Below are 17,478 nucleotides of genomic sequence, written 5' to 3' on the forward strand. Positions count from 1 at the left end.
CGCACAATACGTTGCCAGAATGCATCATTAGAGCGGTTTATCTATGAAACCGGGCGGCTGTCGCACACCCGCCCCGTGGGGTAAAATGCAACGTTTTACCGCGCCCGGCGCGACGCCCGAACGAAATTCCGAAAAATGACCACCCTGCCCTCAGAAATCAATCCTGACGCCGTCAAGAACAGCCCGGCCGAAAAAGTCACGCCAATGATGCAGCAGTACCTGCGCATCAAGGCCGATTACCCGAACATGCTGGTGTTCTACCGCATGGGCGATTTTTACGAGCTGTTCTTCGACGATGCCGAGAAGGCGTCGCGCGTGCTGGGCATTACGCTGACGGCGCGCGGCACCCAGAACGGCGTGCCGATCAAGATGGCGGGCGTGCCTTTCCATTCGCTGGATGGCTACCTGGCCAAGCTGGTCAAGGTCGGCGAGTCCTGTGCGATCGCGGAGCAGATCGGCGACCCGGCACTGGCCAAGGGCCCGGTCGAGCGCAAGGTGGTGCGCGTGGTCACGCCGGGCACCCTGACCGATTCGGACCTGCTGCCGGAAAAGTCGGAGCGCCCACTGCTGGCCATGACCATGATCAGCAACCGCAAGGTGGTCACTTGCGGCCTGGCCTGGCTGTCGCTGGCCTCCGGTGCGCTGCGCCTGATGGAATTCTCCGGCGACCAGCGCAGCGTCAACACGCGCCTGGGACAGGAGCTGGAGCGCATCGCGCCGGCTGAAATCCTGCGCGGCGACGACGCCGACATGTTCGACGACATCGCGATCTGCCACGTCAACAACGTGCCGGCCTGGCACTTCGACGTGGTGCACGGCCACAAGGCCCTGCTCGACCAGCTGGCTGTCGCCACCCTGACCGGCTTTGGCGCCGAAGGCCTGGGCGCGGCATTCGGTGCAGCCGGCGCCCTGCTGCGCTATGCGCAATCGACCCAGGGCCGCGGCCTGCAGCACGTCAAGAGCCTTTCCTGCGAAACGGAAAACGAATACATCGGCCTGGACGCCGCAACGCGCCGCAACCTGGAGCTGACGGAAACCATTCGCGGCCAGGAATCGCCTACCCTGTTCTCGCTGCTGGACCACTGCCGCACCGCCATGGGTTCGCGCCTGCTGCGCCACTGGCTGCACCATGCGAAGCGCGACCAGGCCGTGGCGCGCGCGCGCCACGACGCCATCGCAGCCCTGATGCAGCACGACACCACAGGCTCGCTGGCCTACCACCTGGCGCAGGTGCCGGATATCGAACGCATCACCACCCGCGTGGCCCTGCTGTCGGCACGCCCGCGCGACCTGTCGGCCCTGCGCGACGGCCTGCAGCAACTGCCGAAACTGCAGCACGCCATGCTGCGCGCCCTGGGCCACGACAATGCGCAAGGCCTGCTGGCCAAGCTGCACTTCGGCTTGAATGAACCGAAGGAATGCGTGGACCTGCTGGTGCGCGCCATCATGCCGGAACCGGCCACCATGGTGCGCGACGGCGGCGTGATCGCGCGCGGCTACGATGCGGAGCTGGACGAACTGCGCGGCCTGTCCGAAAACGCCGGCCAGTTCCTGGTCGACCTGGAAACCCGCGAACGCGAACGCACCGGCATCGCCAACCTGCGCGTCGAATACAACCGCGTGCACGGCTTCTACATCGAAGTCACCAACGGCCAGGCAGACAAGGTGCCGGAAGACTACCGCCGCCGCCAGACCCTGAAGAACTGCGAGCGTTACATCACGCCGGAACTGAAGGCCTTTGAAGACAAGGCCCTGTCGGCGCAGGACCGCGCGCTGGCGCGCGAGAAGATGCTGTACGACGAGCTGCTGGCCGCCCTGGCCCCGTTCATCGGCCCGCTGCAGTCCATCGCCCAGGCCCTGGCCCAGGTCGACACCTTGTGTGCACTGGCCGAACACGCGCTGCGCAACAACTGGTGCGCACCGAACCTGGTGGCCGAGCCATGCATCCATATTGTGGAAGGCCGCCACCCGGTGGTGGAAAACCAGATCGAGCGTTTCATCGCCAACGACTGCAAATTCATGGCCGACCGCCGCCTGCTGCTGATCACCGGCCCGAACATGGGCGGTAAATCGACCTTCATGCGCCAGGTCGCCCTGATTACCCTGCTGGCCTACGTGGGCAGCTATGTGCCGGCCGCCAGCGCCACCATCGGCCCGATCGACCGCGTGTTCACCCGTATCGGCGCCACCGACGACCTGGCTGGCGGCCGTTCCACCTTCATGGTGGAGATGACGGAAGCAGCGACCATCCTGAACGGCGCCACCGAGCATTCGCTGGTGCTGATGGACGAAATCGGCCGCGGCACCTCGACCTTCGACGGCCTGGCGCTGGCGTGGGCGATTGCGCGCCACCTGATCGAAAGCAGCCGCAGCTTCACCCTGTTCGCGACCCACTACTTCGAACTGACCCAGTTGCCGGAAGCGCATCCGACCGCCGCCAACGTCCACCTGTCGGCGGTGGAGCACAAGGATTCCATCGTCTTCCTGCACGCGGTGCAGAACGGCCCGGCCTCGCAAAGCTACGGCTTGCAGGTGGCGCAGCTGGCCGGCGTGCCGCAGCCGGTGATCAAGGCCGCCCGCAAGCACCTGGCGCGCCTGGAAGCGCAAGCGCTGGACGCCACGCCGCAACTCGACCTGTTCGCCGCGCCGGTGGCCGATGCCAACGACGACGCGGCGCCCGCGGCTGCTCCTGCGGCCGATCCACGTGCCGAGGAACTGCTGGCAGCGCTGGACGACATCGATCCGGACGCCATGACTCCGCGCGAAGCGCTGGACCGCCTGTACCAGCTCAAGCGCCTGGCGCAGGCATGAAACGGCGGCTCGTCCTAAGTTCGCTGGCCTGTGGGGCCGCGCTGGCCGCCGCCATGCTTGCCATGCCTGCGGCGGTGGCACGCAACGACAAGGCCGCGCCGCGCAAAGGCGAATTCTCGTTCGCCCTGCTCGGCCACAACTTCCCCAAGGGCGAAGGCGACGCCGAGTTCCGCCGCATGCTGGCGGAAGCAAGTCGCAACGAGCCCGCATTCCTGATTGCCACTGGCCTCAAGTCGGCCAGTGAGCCCTGTTCCGACAGCCTGTACCAGGAGCGCCGCGACCTGATGAACAGCGCCGAGCGCCCCTTGGTGCTGCTGCCGGCAGGCAGCGACTGGACCGAGTGCCGCAATTCGAATGGCAAGTCGAACGCCATCGAGCGCCTCAACCGCATTCGCGAACTGTTCTTCCGCGAGCCCGAAGCACTCGGCAAGGGCAAGCTGCCGCTGAACCGCCAGTCCAGCATCGCCAAGTTCCGCGACTACGCCGAAAACACGTATTGGGAGTACGAGAACATCCTGTTCGTCACCCTCAACGTGCCGGCCAGGAACAACCACTACCTGGTCGAAGCGGGTCGCAACAGCGAGTATGAAGACCGCATGGTGGCTAACCGCGGCTGGCTGCACCGCGCCTTCCTGCACGCCAAGCGCAAGAACATCGCCGGCATCGTGCTGGTGATGGATGGCGAAATCGGCGCCCACGTGGAACAAGGTTTTTTTGAACGGCTCGCGCAAAAGCGCGACGGCTTTACCGAGATCCGCCGCATCGTGCGCTCGCAGGCCGACAAATATCCGGGGCAGTTGCTGCTGGTGGACAACCGCAAGCAGGGCAAGGCCGCCCCGGCAATCGAATGGAACAAGAACGTCGGCCATCTCGCGTTGGGTGCCGAATGGGTCACGCTGCGCGTGATACCGGGCAGTGCGGCGCTGTTCGTCCTGGGCAGCGAGTGACGTAAAAAAAGCCCCGCTGTGCGGGGCTTGGGATCTTAATGGATCGGGTGGCTGCGGAAGTGATCGCCTTCCTCGCCATCGTCGCCTTCATCGTCGGCGTCGTGGTGGTGATGGCCATGCGGGCCATGCACGTGCTCGTGGGCGATTTCTTCTTCAGTGGCGGCGCGCACGTCGATCACTTTCAGCTCGAAGCGCAGGGCCATGCCGGCCAGCGGATGGTTGCCGTCCAGGACCACTTTATCTTCGGCGATTTCAGTCACGGTGAAAATCATTGCGTCATCGTCTTCGCCGCCTTCAGGCAGGCCTTCGAACTGCATGCCGATTTCGAGCGGCTCCGGCAGTCGCGCACGCTCTTCCACTTTCAGCAGGTTCGGATCGTAATCGCCAAAGGCGTCTTCCGGTTCAATCTGGATCGTGGTGGCATAGCCGTTTTCCTTGCCGTCCAGTTCTTCTTCGATTTTCGGCAGGGTGTTCTCGTAGCCACCGTGCAGGTAGACCATAGGCTGGCGACCGTCTTCGATCAGATTGTTCTGTGCGTCGGACAGTTTGTACTCCACCGTCACAACGGTATTCTTGGCGATCTTCATTGAGCTTCCTTTCATATCTAAGCTGGAAGGATTATACCGCTTGCTATAATCGGCCCCATGAAAAAACTGACACTCCTGGGCGATATCACGCCCGAACAATTCCTGCGCGATTACTGGCACAAGAAGCCGCTGCTGATCCGCCAGGCCATTCCCGGCTTCAAACCCCTGCTGCCTTTCGACAAGCTGGCTGAACTGGCCACCAAGGACTACGTGGAAAGCCGCCTGGTCACCAAGAAAGACGGTAGCTGGGACATGCAGCACGGCCCCCTGAAAGAACTGCCTTCGCGCAAAGAGCGCGCATGGACCATGCTGGTACAGGGCGTCAACCTGCAGGACGACCAGGCGGATGCGCTGCTGCGCCAATTCCGCTTCCTGCCCGATGCGCGCCTAGACGACCTGATGGTGAGTTTCGCCACCGATGGCGGCGGCGTCGGCCCGCACTTCGATTCCTACGACGTGTTCCTGCTGCAGGCCGAAGGCCAGCGCCGCTGGAAGATCAGCGCGCAGAAGGACCTGACCCTGGTCGAAGGCCTGCCGCTGAAGATCCTGAAGAAATTCAAGGCCACCGAGGAATTCGTGCTGGAACCGGGCGACATGCTCTACCTGCCGCCGCACTACGCCCACGATGGCGAAGCGATCGGCGACTGCCAGACCTATTCGATCGGGTTCCGCTCCCCGTCCTACCAGGAACTGGGCGAAGCCTTCCTGCAATTCATGGCCGACTCCATCGACCTGCCGGGCCGTTATGCCGACCCGGACCTGGAGCCGACCAGCAAGCCTGCTGAAATCCCGAAAGCCATGCTGGGCAAACTGGCCGACGAATTGAACAAGGTCAGCTTCACCGAAGACGATTTCGCCATTTTCCTCGGCGAATACCTGTCCGAACCAAAGCATAACGTCTTCTTCCAGCCCCTTGAAAAGCCGCTAACTGCCGACAAATTCCAGCAATCAGCTGAGAAAAAAGGCGTTTCCCTCTCGCGCAAGACGCAAATGCTTTATCGCGGCAAGAATGTCTTCATCAACGGCGAGTCCTTTGCCATGAACAAGTCCGACAAGGCGACGCTGGAAACCCTGGCCAATACCCGCGGCCTGGACGGCGCAGCAGTGGCCGCAGCTTCCGAAGACGTGCTGGAAGCGCTCTTCGCCTGGTACACCGACGGCTGGCTGGAACTGAACAAATAATCGGAGATAGCATGGAGAAGCAGCTTTTTGACAGTCGTACCCAATTCCAGTCCCTGCTACTGGACTGCATCTCCCGAGGCCGCCTGACGCTGCAGATGTTCGACCCGGACTATGCCTGGTGGCAGCTGGGCCATTCGAAGACTGACGCCCTGCTGCGCCGCTTCCTGCAGCACAAAGGCCGCATCCAGCTGGTCGCCCACAGCAATGGCCATCTGGAGCGCAATGAACCGCGCTTCCTGAAGCTGCTGGAAGATTACAGCCACCAGATTGAATGCCGCCTGACCAGCCGCAGCATCAGCACCCTGACCGATTCCTTCTGCGTGGCGGACGGCGTGCACATCGTGCGCCGCTTCCATTCCGACCACTTCCGTGGCGAAGCGGATTTTGATGCTCCATCGTCAACCCAAACCAGTTTGGAGCGTTATGAAGCTATCTGGGCCGAAACCCAGCCGGGCCTGCGACCAGGAACGACTGGATTGTAAGCCGGAAAAATGTAAAATGCTGCGGTTCGAGGTATGACGGTAATCGCTGCAGTTGCCAGCAGATCGGCGCGGGAAAAAAATATTGCGCTTTCGCAAAATAGTTGTGTAAACCGCCCGATTTGCTATTGCGACGCAGCAGAAAACGCTATAATATCCGGTGTGTTTCCGTGTCTGGTCGACCTTTTTCTGAAGGTTGGAAGGGCCGACGAAACGCCGTACGAGCGATAATTACCGGTAATTATTCATCGCAACATTGTTTAATTTTTGTTGTTATTTAAGGAAAACAAATGAAAAAATCCCTGCTGATCGCCTCCCTGCTGGCTGTTGCCCTGGCTGCTTGCTCCAAGAAAGAAGAAGCTCCTGCTGCTCCAGTAGCAACCCCAGAAGCAGCTGCTCCAGCAGCCGCTCCTGCAGCTCCAGCAGCTGACGCAGCTGCTCCTGCTGCTGCTCCAGCCGCTGACGCTGCTGCTGCTGCCGCTTCCGCTGCTACCGACGCTGCTGCTGCTGCTTCCGCAGCTGCTTCGGCTGCTTCGGCTGCTGCTTCCGCTGCTTCCGCTGCTGCTAAGTAATTCCTGCGCAGGGAAAAGAAACCAGCCTTCGGGCTGGTTTTTTTTCGCCTATAGTTTTATGAAAGTCGGGGTCAGGTCTGGCAATCGGACATTAATGTCCGATTGCCAGACCTGACCCCGACTTTTAATAAAAAAGCCGGCTTGCGCCGGCTTTTGATTTATTGGCTTCCGCCCTTATTTCAGCTGCTCTTGCAGCAGGGTCAGGATTTTCTGCCCGACCGGCGAAGCTTCTGGCTTGTTCTGGTTATTCCACACCGAAACCTGGGTGGTGTTGACCGAATCCGAACGCACCGAGATGCGATAGCGCTGCGCTTCCTTCTCTTTATCCGATGCGCCGAAGCTGAACAGCTTGCTGAACCAGCCGCGGGTATCGGTGGCATCATTCACGAAGCGCACGAAGTACACACCCTGCACGCGGTCGCGGTCTTCCACGGTGAAGCCGGCACGGTCCAGCGCCAGGCCCACGCGGCGCCAGGTACGCTCGAAGCCTTCGTCGGTCTTGATGAAGGCATCGGCGCCCTCGCCCACCAGCACGGCGTGCTGCGCCTGGACTGCCGCATTGTCGACCGAAGTACGCGCGGTCGCCTCGTCGGTCGTGCCACCCAGCTTGGTCATCAGCTTGGCCAGGAAGATCGCTTCCAGGTTCGGGTCGCTATTGCGGTTGGTCCACATGGTCGACTCGTTCTGCGCGCCGGTCACGACTTCCTTGGTGCCGCGATGGCTGATGTAGATCTCGGTTCCGCCGGCTGGGTTGCGCTCCAGGCGGGTGCGGTACTTGTCGCGCTCGCCGCTCGAGTACAGGCCGTCGAAGACCTTGCCGATCGTGCTGCGGATGAAGTCCTGCGGGATCTTGGCGCGGTTTTCATTCCATTCGGTTTCCATCACGCCGGCAGTGGCATCATCCACCGCCAGGGTGAAGCCCGACTCTTCCCAGAACGTTTTCAGCTGCGGCCACAGGGCTTCCGGGGTCTGCTGCACCACCAGCCAGCGCTGGTTGCCGGAACGCTCGACGCGCACGGCGCTGTTGCCGGTGCTCGCCACTTCGTTGCTGCTTGCCGCTGCGCCTGGGGTGGTTCCGCGCGCAGCCTGGTAGCCGGAAGCAGTCGCCACGCCGCGGTCATTGCTTGGCAGCGAATAGCGGTTGTCCTTCGACAGCTGGGTCAGGTCCGGCGGCACGTCCAGCGTGCTGGCCTTCTTGGCCGATTTGTAATCTACCTTGGTTTCGCCGACAACGGACTGCACCATGCCGCAACCGGTCAGGCTCAGCATCAGGGCGCCAACGACGAGCCCGCGCTGCGGGGTCTGGGAAACGATCTTGCGAATAGTCATGTGAAAAAGAAGATTAGTTCAGCACACCGGATTCACGCAGGGCAGCGCGGACGGTCTCGTGATACTGCTCTGCCAGCGACACCAGCGGCAGGCGGATACCCTTCGGCATCTTGCCCATTTCCGCCAGCGCCCACTTGACCGGCACCGGGTTCGGTTCGATGAACAGGTGCTGATGCAGCGGGAGCAGTTGGTTGTTGATGGCAGTTGCCTTGGCGGCATCGCCAGCCATCGCGGCTTCGCACAGCTCGTGCATCTGGCGCGGCGCCACATTGGCCGTCACCGAGATATTACCCTTGCCGCCGGCCATCATCAGGGCGATGGCGGTCGGATCGTCGCCGGAATACACAGCGAAATCGGCCGGCGCGCGGCGCAGCAGGTCGTAGCCGCGGGCGATATTGCCGGTCGCGTCCTTGACGCCGATGATGTTCTTGATCTTGGCCAGGCGCAGGATGGTGTCATTGCTCATGTCGGCAACGGTGCGGCCCGGTACGTTGTACAGGATCACCGGCAGGTCCACCGCTTCAGCGATGGCCTTGAAGTGCTGGTACATGCCTTCCTGGGTTGGGCGGTTGTAGTAAGGAACCACTTGCAGCGAGGCGTCGGCGCCGGCGTTCTTGGCGAAACGGGTCAGCTCGATGGCTTCCGCGGTGGAATTGCCGCCGGAACCGGCGATCACCGGGATACGGCCGCCAACGCGCTCCACGGCAGCCTTGATCAGCTCGCAATGCTCGGCCACGCTGACAGTGGCGGATTCGCCGGTGGTGCCGACGATGACAATGGCGTCCGTGCCTTCGGCGATATGCCAGTCGATCAGCGCGTTCAGGCCTGGATAGTCGAGGCTGCCGTCCGCGTGCATCGGGGTTACGATTGCTACAATGCTACCCTTAATCATAGGAAACCAATTGCAATAAGAATTAAAACGACGATTGTAGAGCATACCCTGCACCCGTGGTGCATTTTGGTCGCTCAAAATGACGGCAACAGCGCCGCCTCCCTTGGAAACTCCCCTTTCACGGCACAAATCCTCTGCACCATGGCCGGTTTCGGAGTATTAACGACGCCATCTTCGAATGCGATGACACGCAAACCATGCATTCTAGCCAATTCCAACAATTCTCCCGGCTGTAACAAAAAGGCCGGGTTTGATGGTTTGCCGAAGGCCGCATTGCCATCGGCGAAAGTCTCGTAAATCAGCATGCCGTTCGGCGCCAGGCTGCCCAGCATATCGGCCAAAAGCGGACGGTGCAGGTAGTTGGTAACGACGATGCCGGCAAAGCGCGCCGGCCCGAAGGGCCAGCAGGCGCCCTCTTCTTCCAGGTCGATCTGGCTGGTGACGATGCCGGCGCCGGCCGCGGCAGCCAGCGCCGCCCCGTCGCGATCCACCGCCACCACGGCGTGGCCAAGCGCAGCCAGGTGGCGCGAGTGGCGCCCGTTGCCGCAAGCCAGGTCCAATACCTCGCCATTGGGCACCAGCGGCGCAAATCGTTCCACCCAAGCTGAAGGTGGGGTTAAAACATCAGCCATAACTCAATCCCATTGCTTCGCGCACATCGCGCATCGTTTCCTGCGCCAACTTGCGCGCTGCTTCATTGCCGTCCGCCACGATGGCGCGCACCAGGGACGGGTCGTCCAGGTAAGGCTGCGCACGCTCGTGCATCGGCTCCTGCTCCTTGACGATGGCATCGATGACCGGCTGCTTGCATTCGATACAGCCGATACCGGCCGATTTGCAACCCTTCTGCACCCATTCCTGGGTCGGGCCGTCCGAATACACCACGTGGAATTGCCACACCGGGCAACGCTCCGGCTCGCCCGCATCGGTGCGGCGCACGCGCGCAGGGTCGGTTGGCATGGTGCGGATCTTCTTCGTCACCGATTCCTTGTCCTCACGCAGAGCGATCGCGTTACCGTAGCTCTTGGACATCTTGCGGCCGTCCAGGCCCGGCAGGCGGCTGGCCTCAGTCAGCTTCGCTTGCGGCTCAACCAGGATCAGCTTGCGCGCGCCTTCGAGATAGCCGAACAGGCGCTCGCGGTCGATCATCGACAGGTTTTGCGCATCATCCAGCATGGCTTTCGCCTGTTCCAGTGCGGCGTCGTCACCCTCTTGCTGATAGGCGGTGCGCAATTCGTTGTACAGCTTGGCACGCTTGCTGCCCAGCTTCTTGACCGCGTCCTGCGCCTTTTCCTCGAAGCCCTTCTCTTTGCCGTACAGGTGGTTAAAGCGGCGCGCGATCTCGCGCATCATTTCGACGTGCGGCACCTGGTCGTCGCCAACCGGCACTTCGCTGGCGCGGTAGATCAGCACGTCGGCAGCCTGCAGCAGCGGGTAACCGAGGAAGCCATAGGTTTGCAAGTCCTTGTTGGCCAGGTTGTCGATCTGGTCCTTGTAAGTTGGCACGCGCTCCAGCCAGCCGAGCGGCGTGGCCATCGACAGCAGCAGGTGCAGCTCGGCGTGCTCCGGGATTTTCGACTGGATGAACAGCGTGGCCTGGGTGGGGTCGATACCGGCGGCGAGCCAGTCCACCAGCATGTCCCAGGTGGATTTTTCGATGATGGACGGGTCGTCGTAATGCGTGGTCAGCGCGTGCCAGTCGGCCACGAAGAACAGGCAAGGCTGCTCGGACTGCATCCTGATCCAGTTCTTCAGCGCGCCATGGTAGTGGCCAAGGTGCATGCTGCCCGTCGGGCGCATGCCGGAAACGACGCGGTCGGGGTACATGGTGTCAGCTCAGGAATGGTCGGAACGGCAGTTCGATCAAGGTCATCACAATTCCCACCAGTGCTCCTACCATAGCGCGGAATGGGCCGGTGTTCAGCAGGAGGATAATGCCGATGAAAATGATCGGTCCCAAGCGCTCGATGCTGGCGAATTTATACGCCAGGTCGCGTGGAAGCAGCGAAGTCACGATTCGGCCGCCATCAAGCGGTGGTATCGGGATCAGGTTAAAGGCGCACATAACTGAGTTCGCAATAACACCAGCCTTGCACACTTCAATCGGAAAACGCTCGGTTACGCCCAAATTGATCATCAACACGAGCAACAGCATCCAACCGAGACCCATTGCAAAATTAGCTGCAGGCCCTGCAGCGGCTACAAAGCCCATTTGCTTCTTCGGATTGCGCAGGCGATTGAAGTCGACCGGGACCGGCTTGGCGTATCCGAATGCCATATTCAGCGGCGACAGCAAAAGAAGAACCGGCAAAATGATAGTGCCGAACAAGTCAATATGACGCATCGGATTTGGTGTCAGACGGCCCAGCTTTTCGGCAGTGTTATCGCCAAAGTAGCGGGCCACATAACCGTGCGCAGCTTCGTGTAGAGAAATCGCAAATAGGACAGGGATCGCGTAGACCGCAATGTTGCGGATAACCTGGTCAAAATCGTTCATAACTGGGATTCTATCAGAGGGCTTCGACCGCTCCGCCAGCCACCTGCACTGGGGGCGAATTGAGGAATGAAGGGTTCAAAGTCCGAGGGCGGCGCAGTCGCCGCAGCCGCGCCGGATCAGTTCTGGCTCGTCGCCAGTCAGGTCCACCACGGTGGTCGGCTCGAAGCTGCAGGCGCCACCGTCAATCACCAGTTCGACCTGCTTGCCAAGCCGCTCCAGCACCATATCCGGGTCGGTGAGCGGTTCGTCGTCATCCGGCAGGATCAGTGTGGTGCCCAGCAGCGGTTGCCCCAATTCTTCCATCAGCATTTCGGTGATGGTGTTTTTCGGCACCCGCAAGCCGATGGTCTTGCGCGAGGGGTGCGACAGGCGGCGCGGCACTTCGCGCGTCGCTTCCAGGATGAAGGTGTACGGGCCGGGCGTCACTGCCTTCATCAGGCGGAATTGTTTGTTGTCGACCCGGGCGTAGGTGCTGATCTCGCTCAGGTCGCGGCATAACAGGGTCAGGTGGTGCTTCTCGTCGATGCCGCGGATGCGGCGCAGCTTTTCCACCGCCGCCTTATCGTCCAGGTGACACACCAGCGCATAGCAGGAATCGGTCGGCAGGGCGACAATGCCCCCGCCGTGGATGATTTGCGCCGCTTGCTTGATCAGGCGCAGTTGCGGATTGTCTGGGTGTACCTGGAAGAATTGGGTCATGTTTTAGCGCAGCTGTTGCAGGGCTGCGATGCGTTCTTCAATCGGAGGATGGCTGGAGAACAGCGCCGCCCAGCCACTCGGCGAGGTGATGCCCGATGCCGCCATCCCTTGCGGCAGTTCGCCCGGATGTACGCCGCCCAGGCGCGCCAATGCATGCTGCATCGGCACCGTGGAACCCAGCAAACGCGCTGAACCGGCATCAGCACGGAATTCACGCTGGCGCGAGAACCAGGCAACAATCATCGAGGCGACCAGGCCAAACAGCAGCTCGCACACGAAGACGGTGACCATATAGCCAATCCCCGGGCCGCGGCGCTCTTCATCCTTGTTCAGCATGCCGTCCACCACCGAGCCGACGATACGTGCGAGGAACACCACGAAGGTATTCACCACGCCCTGGATCAGGGTGAGCGTCACCATGTCGCCATTCGCGATGTGCGCCACCTCGTGGCCCAGCACAGCCTCGACTTCTTCCTTGTTCATCGACTGCAGCAAGCCGGTGGAAACCGCCACCAGCGCGTCATTCTTGAAAGCGCCCGTGGCAAAGGCATTGGCGTCGCCTTCATACACGGCCACTTCCGGGCGGCCGATCCCAGCCTTGTCCGCCAGGGCATGTACGGTAGTGACCAGCCACTGCTCAGTGGAATCCTGCGGCTGCTCGATGACACGCGCGCCGGTCGACCATTTGGCCATGGGCTTGGCCATCAGCAGCGAAATGATCGAGCCGGTGAAGCCAACCACCACGGAAAACGCGAGCAAGCCGCCCATGCTGGTGCCGGAGCCAGGGCGTCCGATGCCCAGCAGCGACAAGACAATCGACAGTACTACGACAACCGCAAGGTTGGTGGCAATAAAAAGGATGATGCGTTTCATAGAGTGGGCCTCCGGACAACTTTACCGAACGTTAATCTATGGTCAGCAGTAGGGATTTACAAGCCCCCGAGTTCAGAACCAGTCGTGCCACACCGGCGTCACATTGCCAGGCAGCGGCGGCAGCAAGCGAAAATCTACCCGTGCCTCGCCTGGCGCATGGAAATCGGTCCCGCGCGAAGCCAAAAAGCCATAGCTATTGGCCAGGTTGGCATATTTCGGATATTGGTCCGGCGTATGCGAGCCGGTGACGACCTCGATCGCCGTCCCGCCAAGCTGCTTGAACTCATCGAACAGGATACCTTCCTGCATCGGCGTAAATTTATAGCGCCCCGGATGCGCAATCACCGCGATCCCGCCCGCGCCCAGGATCCAGCCCACTGCATCCTGCAGCGTTGCCCAGCGATGTTCAACATACCCCGGCTTGCCCGGCGACAGGTACTTGCGGAACACTTCCGACACCGACGAACAAACGCCCTGCTCCACCAGGAAGCGGGCGAAGTGCGTGCGCGACATCAAGGCCGGGTTATCGACGTAAGTCAGCGCGCCTTCATAGGCGCCAGGAATGCCCGCCAGCTCAAGCTGACGCCCGATCTCGCGGCCGCGATTGTCGCGTCCCGAGCGGGTCTCTTCCAGCCCCTTCACCAGCGCGGGGTTGTTTTCATCGATTTGCAGGCCGACGATATGCACCGTCTCACTGGCCCAGGTAATGGAAATTTCCACTCCCGTCACGAAGCGCATCCCGTAAAGCTGCGCGGCTGCGCGAGCAGCAGCGACACCGCCCACTTCATCATGGTCTGTCAGGGCCCAGACATTCACGCCCGCCTTATGGGCATGCTCGGCCACTGCCGCAGGGGGCAGCACACCGTCGGACACGTTCGAATGGCAATGGAGGTCTACGTTCAGCATACTGGTTGCAATGTTGCGAAGGTTTCATTGTACGCTGAAAGCTCAGGCCAGGAATTCCTCCAGCATTTCCGCCAGCATTTCCGGCTGGTCGTGATGCAGCATATGGCCGGCATCGGGCATCATTTTCGGCGTCACCCGCGCCAGGTGGCCCAGACGGCGGTCGATTTCGGCGCGCGCCTCGTCCTTGGGGCCCATCCACAGCCACATATTGGTGTCTTCCGCCTCCACCCACAGTACCGGCGCCGTGATTTTCTTCCAGCAGGCCAGCACTTCTTCAACGCGGTACAGCGAAGGGCCGGGGCGCTTGTGCACCGGGTCGCCCAGGATTTCCCAGCGGCCGTCGGCATTCTGGGCCGACCAGTGGCTGGCCAGGAAAGCGGCACGTTCGTCCGACAGGCGCGGGTTGGTTTTTTGCAGGCGAGCCGCCACGGCCGCCTGCGAGTCGTAGGTGCGCATTTCAGGCTCCACCAGCAGTTCATCGAGCCATTTGCGCATGCGCGACGGCGCCTGCTCCGGCACGGTCGCTTTCAGGCCGAAGCCTTCCAGGTTGACCAGGCGGCGGATGCGTTCCGGGCGCACACCCGCGTACAAACTGACAACATTGCCGCCCATGCTGTGGCCCAGCAGGTTGACTTCCCCCTCCGGCTGGTAATGACGCAGGATGGCATCCAGGTCAGCCACATAGTCGGGGAACCAGTAGGTATCCGTGCCATTGCGTTCGGTCAGGCCAAAACCGCGCCAGTCCGGCGCGATCACATGCCAGTCGCCCTTCAGGCAGTCGACCACGAACTGGAAGCTGGCGCCCACATCCATCCAGCCATGCACCATGAAGACCTTGGGCGCACCTTCTCGCCCCCAGTGCAGCACGTGGGTACGCTTGCCGCGCACGTCGATAAAGTCGGAACGGGATGGAATCATGGTGCCTGCCTCGAAATGGGTGAAACAGAATAATAGCACGACCGTTCTAAAATCTGCTTGGCGTACAATAGCGCCACTTCCCTCCTACCGGACCATCCATGACAATTTACCAGCTTGGCGAACATGCGCCAGAGATTGATGCTTCCGCTTTCGTGGCGGAGAATGCGACCTTGATCGGCAAGGTGACCTTGCACGCGAACAGCTCCGTCTGGTTCGGCGCAACCATCCGCGGCGATAACGAGCGCATCACAATCGGTGAAAACAGTAATGTGCAGGAAGGTACGGTGATGCACACCGACATGGGCTACCCGCTCACGGTGGGCAAGGATGTGACCATCGGCCACCAGGCCATGCTGCATGGCTGCACCATCGGCGACGGATCGCTGATCGGCATCCAGGCGGTAATACTGAACGGCGCAAGGATCGGCAAGGGTTGCCTGGTCGGCGCCGGCGCCCTGGTCACCGAGGGCAAGGAATTTCCCGACAACTCGCTGATCGTGGGCGCTCCCGCCAAGGTGGTGCGCCAGCTGACAGAGGAAGACGTGGCGCGCCTGATCGGCAGCGCCGACAGCTATGTCAAACGTGGCCAGCTGTTCAAGTCGCAACTGAAAAAGATTGGATAAAAACAATGACGAACACCCCCGATACCCTGCAGAAGTTTGTTTTTGAAGACGCCGCCGTGCGCGGTGAGCTGGTCGATATCTCCGCCACCTGGCGCGAAATCGTCGCCCGCCACCACTACCCGGTCGCGGTCAAGCGCCTGCTGGGGCAAATGGTGTCGGCGGCCGCCCTGCTGTCGGCCAACCTCAAGTTCAACGGCTCGCTGATCATGCAACTGCACGGCGATGGCCCGGTACGCCTGCTGGTGGTGGAATGCGATTCCGACCTGCGCATGCGCGCCACCGCCAAGATGAATGCCGAATTCGCGATTGCGGAAGATGCCGGCCTGCAGGCGCTGGTTAATGCCCAGGGCCACGGCCGCTTCGTGATCACACTGGACCCAGCCGAGAAAGTGCCAGGCCAGCAGCCATACCAGGGCATCGTGCCGCTGGACGGCGACGACGTGGCAACCGTGATCGAACATTACATGCTGCGTTCCGAGCAGCTCGACACCAAGCTGTGGCTGGCGGCCGACGACCAGGTTTCGCGCGGCCTGCTGCTGCAAAAGCTGCCGCTGCATGGCGGCAAAGCCGAAGCCACCGCGCACGCCGCCGAAGTATCTCAGGAAACCTGGAACCGCGTGGTGATGCTGGGCGACACGCTGAAGGAAGCGGAGATGCTGGAGCACGGCATCGATGTACTGCAGAAGCGCCTGTTCTGGGAAGAGACCCTGCGCGTGTTCGAGCCGTTGCATCCGCAATTCCACTGCTCCTGCACCCGTGAAAAGGTCGGCAATATGCTGAAGATGCTGGGCCAGCAGGAAGTGGAAGACGCCCTGTCCGAGCAAGGCAAGCTGGGTATCAACTGCGACTTCTGCGGCAAGCACTACGAGTACGACGCCGTCGACTGCGCCCAGCTCTTCGTCACCGACGCCCCCGCCGAAGCCCTGATCCACGGCTCGGAAGCCAAGCACTAAACCGGTGAAGCGGTGTCTGACCCGCAGGGTCAGACACCAGGCCCGTGGCCGCCGCGTTCCAGTGTCTGCCCCCGCGGGTCGGACACTTAGAGCGCCCGCGTCAAATCCACCCACGCTTGCGGCTGCGGCTTGGCGCGCTCGCGAACCCCGAAGAACGTCACCACCAGCTCCCCGTCCTTGTCGAAGAACTCGACCGACGTCACGCCCGCCCGCTGCACCACGTACCCGCTCTTGAGCGCAGTCTCGCGAATGTGCAGGTTGAACTCCGGATCGAGCACGTTATACCAGTCACCGCTCGCAGCTGTCTTGCTGATCTTGCCGCTGTAAATCTGTGTCGCCGCGCCATTCCCCAGGAAAGCCATGATCGGCAGCTGCTGCTTCGCTGATTCGTCCAGCAGCTTGCGTAAAGCCTGCGGGCCAATCTTCTGAGCCAAGCCTTCCGGCGCCAGTCGCAATGCCTGCTCACGGCTCATTTTGAACTCGCTGACGATGCGGTTGAACTGGTGAACATCGGTCATTTCCTTCCATGCGAGCTGGAATTCCTTCACGTCTACCGCGCTATCAGCCAATTCCGCCGCCTTCGGCGCAGCAGCAACAATCTTCAGCTCCCCCGTCTGCTGCGGATGCCTGAAGTCCGCCACAATCTTGTCGAACACCGCCACGCCGGCCTCGCTCTTTACGTAGACCTTGTGCGCCGCATTGCCCTGCGCATCAAAGAACTGCAGGCTGCGGCTGGTCGTACCATCGCGCCCCGGCTGCACCACCGCGAATGCATGCTTCCAGTTCGCGAAATGGAAGCGCATGTCGATCTCACCGCCCAGGTAGCCGCCGGCCACTGCGCGGAAGCGCTCCTTGTCGCTGAACGATTCCGGCTTGGCCTTGGTCGCGACGCCGGTGCGTTCCAGCACGCCGTTCTCATTGCGGGTCAGAGCCAGAACGGTGCCAAGGTCCAGCGCGCGGATCATGATGTCGTTCACCGCGTGGTCCGCATCCGACAGTCGCGTCACGGTCTTGCCGATGCCAGTCGCCAGCAGCTCCGCTTCGGAAGTCCCCAGCGTGCGCGCCGCGTCGCGGATCTGCAGCTTGGGCTGCTCGGCACGCAGCGTGGTCCAGCGATCGGCCAGTGACGCCGCGCTTACAGTCCCGGCAGCAATTGCGATGAGGCCGGTCAACACCAGCAGAGCGTATATCTTCTTCGTCTTCATGTTCT

General features: G+C 61.7%; 18 protein-coding genes. 7 read left to right on the forward strand and 11 right to left on the reverse strand.

From position 1 onward, the window contains the following. Positions 1–135 precede the first annotated feature (135 nt). Complete coding sequence (mutS, locus tag ACN9MY_RS24220) at positions 136–2,811, forward strand: DNA mismatch repair protein MutS (protein WP_426163510.1); 2,676 nt, start codon at positions 136–138, stop codon at positions 2,809–2,811. Continuing rightward, on the forward strand, positions 2,808–3,758 hold the full coding sequence (locus ACN9MY_RS24225) for a hypothetical protein (RefSeq protein ID WP_426318893.1): 951 nt from the start codon (positions 2,808–2,810) through the stop codon (positions 3,756–3,758). Before mutS ends, ACN9MY_RS24225 begins: the two co-directional genes overlap by 4 nt. A 35-nt stretch (positions 3,759–3,793) precedes the next feature. On the opposite strand, the gene ACN9MY_RS24230 is transcribed toward ACN9MY_RS24225, so the two are convergent. Next, a complete protein-coding gene (locus tag ACN9MY_RS24230; RefSeq protein WP_426318894.1) occupies positions 3,794–4,345 on the reverse strand; it encodes an FKBP-type peptidyl-prolyl cis-trans isomerase in 552 nt (183 codons plus the stop codon). Positions 4,346–4,402: 57 nt separating this feature from the next. Here ACN9MY_RS24230 and ACN9MY_RS24235 point away from each other — a divergent pair, with 57 nt between their 5' ends. The 3 genes from ACN9MY_RS24235 to ACN9MY_RS24245 all read left to right on the forward strand — a co-directional run bounded on the left by ACN9MY_RS24235 (position 4,403) and on the right by ACN9MY_RS24245 (position 6,578). Then, complete coding sequence (locus ACN9MY_RS24235; protein ID WP_426336255.1) at positions 4,403–5,527, forward strand: JmjC domain-containing protein; 1,125 nt, start codon at positions 4,403–4,405, stop codon at positions 5,525–5,527. Between the two features lie 11 nt (positions 5,528–5,538). Continuing rightward, positions 5,539–6,009, forward strand: a complete 471-nt coding sequence (locus ACN9MY_RS24240; protein WP_426318896.1) for a hypothetical protein — start codon at positions 5,539–5,541, stop codon at positions 6,007–6,009. A gap of 287 nt (positions 6,010–6,296) precedes the next feature. After that, positions 6,297–6,578 carry a hypothetical protein gene (locus tag ACN9MY_RS24245; RefSeq protein WP_426163520.1) on the forward strand — a complete coding sequence of 94 codons (282 nt, stop codon included), beginning with the start codon at positions 6,297–6,299 and terminating at the stop codon, positions 6,576–6,578. Positions 6,579–6,752: 174 nt separating this feature from the next. Here the strand turns inward: ACN9MY_RS24245 and bamC are convergent, their stop codons facing one another. The 9 genes from bamC to ACN9MY_RS24290 all read right to left on the reverse strand — a co-directional run bounded on the left by bamC (position 6,753) and on the right by ACN9MY_RS24290 (position 14,692). Continuing rightward, the gene (gene bamC, locus ACN9MY_RS24250) at positions 6,753–7,907 is read right to left on the reverse strand and encodes an outer membrane protein assembly factor BamC (RefSeq protein ID WP_426163522.1); all 1,155 of its coding nucleotides are present in this window, start codon (positions 7,905–7,907) and stop codon (positions 6,753–6,755) included. A 13-nt stretch (positions 7,908–7,920) separates the two neighbouring features. Continuing rightward, a complete protein-coding gene (gene dapA, locus ACN9MY_RS24255; protein WP_057261202.1) occupies positions 7,921–8,799 on the reverse strand; it encodes a 4-hydroxy-tetrahydrodipicolinate synthase in 879 nt (292 codons plus the stop codon). Positions 8,800–8,873: 74 nt separating this feature from the next. Beyond that, positions 8,874–9,431, reverse strand: coding sequence for a class I SAM-dependent methyltransferase (locus ACN9MY_RS24260; RefSeq protein ID WP_426336256.1), 558 nt, complete (start codon positions 9,429–9,431; stop codon positions 8,874–8,876). Continuing rightward, positions 9,424–10,626: a tryptophan--tRNA ligase gene (locus ACN9MY_RS24265; RefSeq protein ID WP_426163528.1), complete on the reverse strand. Its 1,203-nt coding sequence runs from the start codon at positions 10,624–10,626 to the stop codon at positions 9,424–9,426. Before ACN9MY_RS24265 ends, ACN9MY_RS24260 begins: the two co-directional genes overlap by 8 nt. Before the next feature lie 4 nt (positions 10,627–10,630). Then, complete coding sequence (locus ACN9MY_RS24270) at positions 10,631–11,296, reverse strand: site-2 protease family protein (RefSeq protein ID WP_426163530.1); 666 nt, start codon at positions 11,294–11,296, stop codon at positions 10,631–10,633. Between the two features lie 75 nt (positions 11,297–11,371). Further along, the gene (locus ACN9MY_RS24275) at positions 11,372–11,995 is read right to left on the reverse strand and encodes an L-threonylcarbamoyladenylate synthase (RefSeq protein WP_426163532.1); all 624 of its coding nucleotides are present in this window, start codon (positions 11,993–11,995) and stop codon (positions 11,372–11,374) included. A gap of 3 nt (positions 11,996–11,998) precedes the next feature. After that, complete coding sequence (htpX, locus tag ACN9MY_RS24280; RefSeq protein ID WP_426336257.1) at positions 11,999–12,868, reverse strand: protease HtpX; 870 nt, start codon at positions 12,866–12,868, stop codon at positions 11,999–12,001. A 72-nt stretch (positions 12,869–12,940) separates the two neighbouring features. After that, complete coding sequence (locus tag ACN9MY_RS24285; RefSeq protein ID WP_426163536.1) at positions 12,941–13,774, reverse strand: 3',5'-nucleoside bisphosphate phosphatase; 834 nt, start codon at positions 13,772–13,774, stop codon at positions 12,941–12,943. 42 nt (positions 13,775–13,816) lie between these two features. After that, complete coding sequence (locus ACN9MY_RS24290) at positions 13,817–14,692, reverse strand: alpha/beta fold hydrolase (protein ID WP_426163538.1); 876 nt, start codon at positions 14,690–14,692, stop codon at positions 13,817–13,819. A gap of 98 nt (positions 14,693–14,790) precedes the next feature. Here ACN9MY_RS24290 and ACN9MY_RS24295 point away from each other — a divergent pair, with 98 nt between their 5' ends. Beyond that, on the forward strand, positions 14,791–15,315 hold the full coding sequence (locus ACN9MY_RS24295; RefSeq protein ID WP_426163540.1) for a gamma carbonic anhydrase family protein: 525 nt from the start codon (positions 14,791–14,793) through the stop codon (positions 15,313–15,315). A gap of 5 nt (positions 15,316–15,320) precedes the next feature. Next, positions 15,321–16,268 (forward strand): Hsp33 family molecular chaperone HslO, encoded by a 948-nt coding sequence (gene hslO / locus ACN9MY_RS24300; protein ID WP_426163542.1) that lies wholly within the window; start codon positions 15,321–15,323, stop codon positions 16,266–16,268. A gap of 86 nt (positions 16,269–16,354) precedes the next feature. Here hslO and ACN9MY_RS24305 read toward each other — a convergent pair whose 3' ends face one another. After that, a complete protein-coding gene (locus tag ACN9MY_RS24305; protein ID WP_426163544.1) occupies positions 16,355–17,473 on the reverse strand; it encodes a hemin-degrading factor in 1,119 nt (372 codons plus the stop codon). Between the last annotated feature and the right edge of the window lie 5 nt (positions 17,474–17,478).

It is taken from the genome of Pseudoduganella sp. R-31 (assembly GCF_049913235.1).
Lineage (GTDB): Bacteria > Pseudomonadota > Gammaproteobacteria > Burkholderiales > Burkholderiaceae_D > Rugamonas.